8 protein-coding genes and 1 pseudogene are annotated in these 6,737 nt (G+C 61.2%); 7 read left to right on the plus strand and 2 right to left on the minus strand.

Going from position 1 to position 6,737, the window contains the following annotated elements; all coding sequences use genetic code 11:
* Positions 1-10: 10 nt before the first annotated feature.
* Positions 11-505: an AMP-binding protein gene (locus CHU93_RS00840; protein WP_094472329.1), complete on the minus strand. Its 495-nt coding sequence runs from the start codon at positions 503-505 to the stop codon at positions 11-13.
* A 119-nt stretch (positions 506-624) separates the two neighbouring features.
* Between CHU93_RS00840 and CHU93_RS00845 the strand changes: the two genes are divergently transcribed.
* Positions 625-1,209, plus strand: a complete 585-nt coding sequence (locus tag CHU93_RS00845; protein WP_094472330.1) for a TetR/AcrR family transcriptional regulator — start codon at positions 625-627, stop codon at positions 1,207-1,209.
* A gap of 48 nt (positions 1,210-1,257) precedes the next feature.
* On the opposite strand, the gene CHU93_RS00850 is transcribed toward CHU93_RS00845, so the two are convergent.
* Complete coding sequence (locus CHU93_RS00850) at positions 1,258-2,064, minus strand: SDR family NAD(P)-dependent oxidoreductase (RefSeq protein ID WP_094472331.1); 807 nt, start codon at positions 2,062-2,064, stop codon at positions 1,258-1,260.
* A 180-nt stretch (positions 2,065-2,244) separates the two neighbouring features.
* Between CHU93_RS00850 and CHU93_RS00855 the strand changes: the two genes are divergently transcribed.
* The 6 genes and pseudogenes from CHU93_RS00855 to CHU93_RS00880 form a co-directional block, all read left to right on the plus strand.
* On the plus strand, positions 2,245-3,531 hold the full coding sequence (locus CHU93_RS00855; RefSeq protein WP_243375043.1) for an NADH:flavin oxidoreductase/NADH oxidase family protein: 1,287 nt from the start codon (positions 2,245-2,247) through the stop codon (positions 3,529-3,531).
* A 1-nt stretch (position 3,532) separates the two neighbouring features.
* A complete protein-coding gene (locus CHU93_RS00860; protein ID WP_094472332.1) occupies positions 3,533-4,159 on the plus strand; it encodes an NAD(P)-dependent oxidoreductase in 627 nt (208 codons plus the stop codon).
* 30 nt (positions 4,160-4,189) lie between these two features.
* On the plus strand, positions 4,190-5,083 hold the full coding sequence (locus tag CHU93_RS00865) for a beta-keto acid cleavage family enzyme (RefSeq protein ID WP_094472333.1): 894 nt from the start codon (positions 4,190-4,192) through the stop codon (positions 5,081-5,083).
* A gap of 49 nt (positions 5,084-5,132) precedes the next feature.
* On the plus strand, positions 5,133-5,483 hold the full coding sequence (locus CHU93_RS00870; protein WP_094472334.1) for a hypothetical protein: 351 nt from the start codon (positions 5,133-5,135) through the stop codon (positions 5,481-5,483).
* Between the two features lie 77 nt (positions 5,484-5,560).
* Positions 5,561-6,535 carry an NAD(P)H-dependent flavin oxidoreductase gene (locus tag CHU93_RS00875; protein WP_094472335.1) on the plus strand — a complete coding sequence of 325 codons (975 nt, stop codon included), beginning with the start codon at positions 5,561-5,563 and terminating at the stop codon, positions 6,533-6,535.
* Between the two features lie 25 nt (positions 6,536-6,560).
* Positions 6,561-6,698, plus strand: a pseudogene (locus CHU93_RS00880) (LysR family transcriptional regulator); the annotation flags it as partial.
* Positions 6,699-6,737 lie beyond the last annotated feature (39 nt).

Genomic DNA, 6,737 nt, shown 5'->3' on the forward strand with positions numbered 1-6,737 from the left:
GGGTGTCGCGTTAGCTCGTAACACTGGGTGTCCATTGACATGTGTCGGGATCGGCGTTACGGGCGTCGGCGTGAGCATTCTGATCGACTGCGATCAGGACAATATTGGTTCCCATGCAGGTGATGCGGTCCTCGCGATTATCCCATGACGCGATCACCCCCCGCATTTCGGGCCGCGCCAGATTGCTGTCCAACAGAACGAAACGCGGCGGCGCGACAGCGGCATATCCTTCGACTTCCATCGGACCCGACAAGGGGTTGAGCGGGAGGGCAACCGCGCCGCACTGGCTGATGGCCATGATCGCGACAACAAAATCAATGCAGTTCGCCAACAGCAACCAGACATGGTCGCCCTTTGTCAGTCCATCCTCGCGCAACGCGGCGGCGGCAATATCGACCAACCGGGCGATGTCTGCCGCCGTCCAGCTTTCACTGTCAATCCGCAGCAGTCTGCGATCTGGGTGTTGCGCAACCGCGCGCTGCAATACATCTTGCAAACTGGACATCAAACCCACCTCATGTTACGTACGTTGTATATTGCCAATTTTTCTACAGGAGCAGCAAGATCAAATCGCAAGCAATCGCCAAGCGTCCGCGCCGGGACACCGCCGCCAATCGGGCCGTGATGCGGCAGAATATCTGCGATGCGGCGTTGGCAATTTTCCGACGGCACGGCTTCGCTGCGGTCAGCATGCGCGCGGTGGCGCAGGAATTGGGCGTGTCGACCATGTCGACCTACAATTATTTTGCGAGCAAGGACGAGCTGTTCCTTGAGGTCCGCAGCCGACTGTTCCGACAGCTCAGCGACTATCTGAGCGCGCGGGCTGTGAGCGAAGACGCCGAAGAGCGGCTTGAGCAGGTGTGCCGCGCCTATATCTCTTACGGGCTGACGCACGGCCCGGAATATGAACTGCTGTTCAACGCGTGGCAATTTGACGATTATCGCGAGGTTGTCGGGAGATTCGGCCCGGAACGGCTGCGCGATGCCCGTCCGTGGGATGTGATGGTCGATTGCGTTTCCGGCTATTTGACCAGCACTGCCAGCGACGCGGATCCGGCGCGCACCGCGCATTTGGTCTGGGCGCAGATGCACGGCCTGCTGGCGCTGCATCACGCCCACAAACTGGTGTTCGGCGTCAACGTGCAGCAACTTTTGCAGGATTCCATTCCCGGCATTTTTCGCCTGGTGGGGAGCGATGCAGCGCGCTGAACGCTGTTTCGACGGGGCGATGGGCTGGACCAAATCAACGGATTCCGTTCAGCCGGCCGTTGTCGGCTGATGCAGTTTCCAGATGGTGTTCAACCGCATCCGGCGCGGCATCAGCCGCAAGCCAAGCATTGCGAACCAGTTGCGAACTCCGGCAATCTGAACGGTCTTGCGCCGTTGGAAGGCCCGGTATCCGATTTCTGCAACTTCGGACGCGGTCATCGCCTTCATGCTGACGAACATCTGCGAATTGGTCATTCCAGACCGTTCCAGAAACGCCGTTACCGTAGGGCCAGGGCAAAGTGCCGTCACACTAACGCCGGTTCCGCGCAATTCGTGCTCCAGCGCCTCGGTCAGGCTGATCACAAAGGCCTTTGTTGCGAAATAGATCGCCATTCCGGGGCCCGGCACCATTCCTCCCGTGGAGGCCGTATTCAGGATTCCACCGTTTTTCCGCGCGATCATGCCCGGCAAAAAACGGCGGCTGAGCGCGGTGAGAGCCACGCAATTGACCAGGATCGATTTGATCTGTTGTTCTTCTGAGCCCGACGCAAAGGGCGTCATGACGCCAAAGCCGGCATTGTTGACAAGAATTCTCGGGTATAGACCCAATGCTGTGAGCTCGCGCTCTATCGCATCGATCGAATCGGCTCTTGAAAGATCGGCCTCGATGCAGTGCACTTCTGCCGCGCCGAGCTCCCGGCATTTGGCGCCAACGCGTTGCAAAGCTGCGGCGTCCGGGGGAAGCGCGACCAGCACGAGCGGGTCTCTGTTTTGCGCAAAACGGTAGGCCAGTTCCTCGCCAATTCCCGAGGAAGCCCCGGTTATAAGTGTCGCCGCGCGGACATCCCCCAGCATCGCCCTCTCCCATATTCGAATTATTGTTCTTGCATAACACGTACAGCGTACATAACTAGCATTCCAGTTGCAAGGTGCAATTTAGATTGAACGATCAGAGTGGAGAAGCACGTGAACCATCAAGCTGGGTCCGCAGGAGTCATAGGAAGCGACTTTGTCTTTCCGAATGGAAGCAAGCTGGTGAACCGCATTGCCAAGGCGTCGATGTCTGAAGGTTTGGCGGGACCCGCCAATGCGGCAACGCCAGGGCTGATTGATCTGTACCGAATCTGGGGTAACGGCGGCGCAGGGCTGCTGCTGACGGGCAATGTTCCGGTCGACCGGCGGCATCTGGAACGCGCTGGCAATGTCGTTTTCGATGCGCATATGACCGACAATGATCGCGCCATGGCGCGCCAATGGGCCGAGGTGGCTCAGGCCGGTGGAGCACAACTGTGGGCGCAGCTTAGCCACGCCGGACGGCAAACGCCCAAGGCCTTGAACCCCCGGCCTGATTCGGCCTCGGATATCGCAGTCATCCTGCCGGGCGGCAAATATGCCGCACCGATGACGATGAGCGACACGCGGATCGAAGTCGTGATCGAGGCGTTTGTGACAGGCGCGCAGATCGCTCGCGATCTCGGCTTTGCGGGGGTTCAGCTGCACGGCGCGCATGGCTATCTGATCAACCAGTTCCTCTCCCCGCTTTCAAACCTGCGCGACGATCGCTGGGGGGGCAGTCTGGAGAACCGGGCGCGCTTGCTGGTCGAAACCGTCCGCCGGATTCGTGCGGCCACTGGCGCGTCGTTCGGCGTCGGGGTCAAGCTCAATTCGTCGGACTTCCAGAAGGGCGGGTTTGACAGCGACGATTCGCTGCAAGTCGCCAAGTGGCTGGAAGCCGAGGGACTCGACTTGCTCGAAATCTCGGGTGGCACCTATGAAAGCCCGGCCATGGCGTCGGGCGAAGGCGGCTCCATGTCCGACGGGTTCGAAGCCTTGTCGCGCAGCACAGCGGCGCGCGAGGCGTACTTCCTGCAATATGCCTCCCAAATCCGCGCTGCGGTGAAAACCCCGTTGCTGGTCACGGGCGGTTTCCGGTCGCGCGACGGGATGAATGCGGCGATTGAAAGCGGCGCGACCGATCTGGTCGGCGTCGGGCGCCCGCTGGCGACCGATCCCGAAAGTGTCGCCAAGCTGCTCAAGGGACAGATCACCGATCTGCCCGCGATGGAACGCGCGCTGCGGCTGGCACGCCCCAAATTCCTGGGGCCGAACAGCAATTTCAAGATGATGAAGGGGCTGAACACGCTGGCCATCCTCGAATGGCATTGTCTGCAATTGCTCAAAATTGGCAGCGGCGAAGGCTCCGATCCGGCCAAGCCCCTGTTCGGAGGCTTCCTGGAATTTGAGAAGCGCGAAAAGAAAATCACCGGAGCCTGGCGCGGAGGCGAGCCGGGCGCGATGCAATTCCAGAAGCAGGGAGCCTAAGATGAAGATTTTGCTTTTTGGGGCGTCGGGCACTCTGGGTCGTACCGTGCTCGACGCAGGGGTTCGTGCCGGACACGAAATTACCGTGCTGGTGCGAACCCCTGAAAAACTGGGAGCGGTGCCAGACGGCGTGAAAGTGGTGGCTGGCGATGTGCTTACCACGGCGTTGGAACCGCTGGTCGCTGGCGTCGACGCCGTGATCCAGTCGCTCGGCGTCGGCGGCAAGGGTGATGGCAAGCCTACCAGCATCTGCGCAGACGGCAACCGGCGGCTGCTGGCGGCGATTGGCGATCGGAGCACACGGATGGTCGCGGTCTCGAACATCGGCGTCGATGGTTCGGGCACCGCTTTTTTTCGCAAATTCGTGCTGCCTGTCTTTGTTCGCTGGCTGCAACCGATCATCGCCGACAAGGAAGATATGGAGCGTGATTTGCGCGCCAGCCGCACGCGCTGGACTGCGGTTCGCTTTCCGGCGTTCAGCGAAAAGCCCGCCAAGGGTGGCCCGCGTTTCAGCCGCACCGGTGTGGAACTTGGCTTCACGATCAACCTTGAATCAGCGGCGCAAGTGCTGCTGTGGCTCGCTGGGTCCGACGCTTATAACGGCGAAGCCATTTGCGTTTCTGATTGACGGGCAACGGACACAAAGAGGGAGCGGACGATGAAACGCAAGGTCATGCTGTGCTGCGCCATTACCGGCGGGTCGGACAATCATCTGAAATCCGATGCCGTGCCGGTGTCGCCCGCTGCGATCATCGAAAGCGCGCTGGGCGCGGCGGCGGCAGGCGCGTCCATCGTCCATGTCCATGTCCGCGATCCCGAAACCGGCAAGGCGAGCATGGCGCTCGACCTCTACCGAAAGGTTTATGACGCCATCCGCGCGGGCGCCCCCGATCTGGTCATCAACCTGACCACCGGCATCGGCGGGCGATATGTGCCGGGGACGGATGACGTTTTGGTGCCCGGTCCGGGAACCACCCTGTCTTCCCCCCGCGCGCGCGCGCAGCATGTGGCGGCGCTGCGCCCCGATGCCTGCAGCCTGGATATGGGCACGATGAATTTGGGCAGCGCGGCCTTTATCAACACGCCTTCGCATATCGCCGAGATCGCCGCCATGGCCCGCACGGCGGGCGCAATCGCCGAACTCGAAGTGTTCGACGCAGGCGGCATCGAACTGGCCAAGGCCATGATTGCCGACGGCCGGCTCGATGGCCCCGGCCTGTTCCAGCTGTGCATGGGGGTTAGTTGGGGGGCGCCTGCGACGCCGGCCAGTTTGATGTTCCTTGCAAGCCTGCTGCCCCCCGACGCGCTGTGGTTCGCTTTTGGCGTCGGGCGGCATCAATTCCCGATCGTTGCCCAAACTATCCTGCTCGGCGGCCATGTCCGTGTCGGGCTGGAGGATAATCTGTATCTCGATCTGGGCGTTCCGGCGCAAACCAACGCGCAGCTGGTGGAGAAGGCGGGCGACATCATTCGTCTACTCGGCTGTGATGTCGCGACGACAGCCGAGGCACGGCAGATGCTGACCACCGCGCGCGTGCCGGTGGCCGCGTAATGCGCCGCTGAAGCGCGGATTCCGGCTGTTGTGGTCGCAGCGGATCTGGATGATGCTTGGCGCGTTGGCCGCAGCGACAGGTGCCCTGGCCGTGATGCTGTCGGCGCATCTGGCGAATCATCTGCCGAATGTCGATCTGGTCCGTTTCGGGCAGATTCAGACCATTCATGCGATGGCGACAATTTCCTGCGCCACGTTTATCAATGCCGGCGCCGTCCACGCGCGCCGCGCGCCGCCGTTTTTCCTTGGCGGGATCCTTCTGGTGGCGATTGCGGCGGGCCTTTCGGTCGGTCGGGCGAGCGCGGCGCAGCTGTTCGGGCTGACCGGGGCGCTGGCACTGGTGCTGGGCTGGCTGCTGCTCATCGCCAGCACGAAAGATATCGGGTCGATCAAAAAATAGCTGCTGCGAGGCTTGACAAGCGTGGCCATGTCAATAAACGTACAATGTACGCCTAAAGCAGAAAGAGGATAGAGACCATGAAAACGCGCATCACCGAAATGTTCGGGATCGAGCATCCGATCATGCAGGGCGGCATGCATTATGTCGGCTTTGCCGAAATGGCGGCGGCGGTTTCGAACGCGGGTGCGCTGGGCATCATCACCGGCCTGACGCAGAAATCCCCCGCCGATCTCGCCAATGAAATCGCGCGCTGCCGCGATATGACCGACAAGCCGTTCGGCGTGAACCTGACCTTCCTGCCCACCGTCAGCTCGCCCGATTATCCGGGTTACGTGAAGGCCATCATCGACGGCGGCGTCAAAGTGGTTGAAACTGCCGGCAACAACCCCGCTTCGGTCCTTCCCTATTTCAAGGATGCCGGCGTCAAGGTGATCCACAAATGCACCTCGGTGCGCCACGCGCTCAAGGCGCAAAGCATCGGATGCGATGCGGTGTCGGTCGACGGTTTCGAATGCGGTGGCCATCCGGGCGAAGATGATGTGCCCAACTTCATCCTGTTGCCGCGCGCGGCCGATGAACTGGAAATTCCCTTCGTCGCCTCGGGCGGGATCGCCGATGGCCGCAGCCTGGTTGCCGCGCTTTCGTTCGGCGCAGACGGCATCAACATGGGCACCCGCTTCATCGCCACCAAGGAAGCACCGGTGCACGAAAATGTGAAACAGGCGATCGTTGCCGCGACCGAGCTCGACACGCGGCTCGTCATGCGCCCCTTGCGCAACACCGAACGGGTACTGACCAATGCCGCCGTCGAACGGCTGATCACAAAGGAAAAGGAACTGGGCAGCGCGATCAAGTTCGAAGACATCATCGACGAAGTTGCGGGCGTCTATCCCCGCATCATGATCAACGGCGAAATGGAAGCCGGCGCCTGGAGCTGCGGCATGGTCGTCGGGCTGATCAACGATATCCCCACCTGCCAGCAGCTGGTCGATGACATCATGGCGCAGGCCAATGCCATCATTGGAGAACGTCTGGCGAAGATAGCGGCGTAATGGCCACAGATCGGCGGTACGAACCGTGATCGAAATTCGCCAACTGCGGTATGCGGTTGCGACTGCCGATGCGAAGAGCTTCTCTCGCGCTGCTGCGAGCCTCAACGTCAAGCAGATCACCCTGAGCCGAAAGGTCAAACAGCTCGAAGATCGTCTGGGAGTTAACCCGCCTTATTCATGAGCCTTCCTGTCAGGGCGTTGC

Source organism: Sandarakinorhabdus cyanobacteriorum (genome assembly GCF_002251755.1).
GTDB lineage: Bacteria > Pseudomonadota > Alphaproteobacteria > Sphingomonadales > Sphingomonadaceae > Sandarakinorhabdus > Sandarakinorhabdus cyanobacteriorum.

Excerpts from the sequence above, each read along its gene's own strand:
- CHU93_RS00870 (WP_094472334.1), top strand. The coding sequence starts at position 5,133 with ATGATGCTTGGCGCGTTGGCCGCAGCGACAGGTGCCCTGGCCGTGATG.
- CHU93_RS00875 (WP_094472335.1), top strand. The coding sequence starts at position 5,561 with ATGAAAACGCGCATCACCGAAATGTTCGGGATCGAGCATCCGATCATG.
- CHU93_RS00845 (WP_094472330.1), top strand. The coding sequence starts at position 625 with ATGCGGCAGAATATCTGCGATGCGGCGTTGGCAATTTTCCGACGGCAC.
- CHU93_RS00865 (WP_094472333.1), top strand. The coding sequence starts at position 4,190 with ATGAAACGCAAGGTCATGCTGTGCTGCGCCATTACCGGCGGGTCGGAC.
- CHU93_RS00860 (WP_094472332.1), top strand. The coding sequence starts at position 3,533 with ATGAAGATTTTGCTTTTTGGGGCGTCGGGCACTCTGGGTCGTACCGTG.
- CHU93_RS00850 (WP_094472331.1), bottom strand. The coding sequence starts at position 2,064 with ATGCTGGGGGATGTCCGCGCGGCGACACTTATAACCGGGGCTTCCTCG.
- CHU93_RS00840 (WP_094472329.1), bottom strand. The coding sequence starts at position 505 with ATGTCCAGTTTGCAAGATGTATTGCAGCGCGCGGTTGCGCAACACCCA.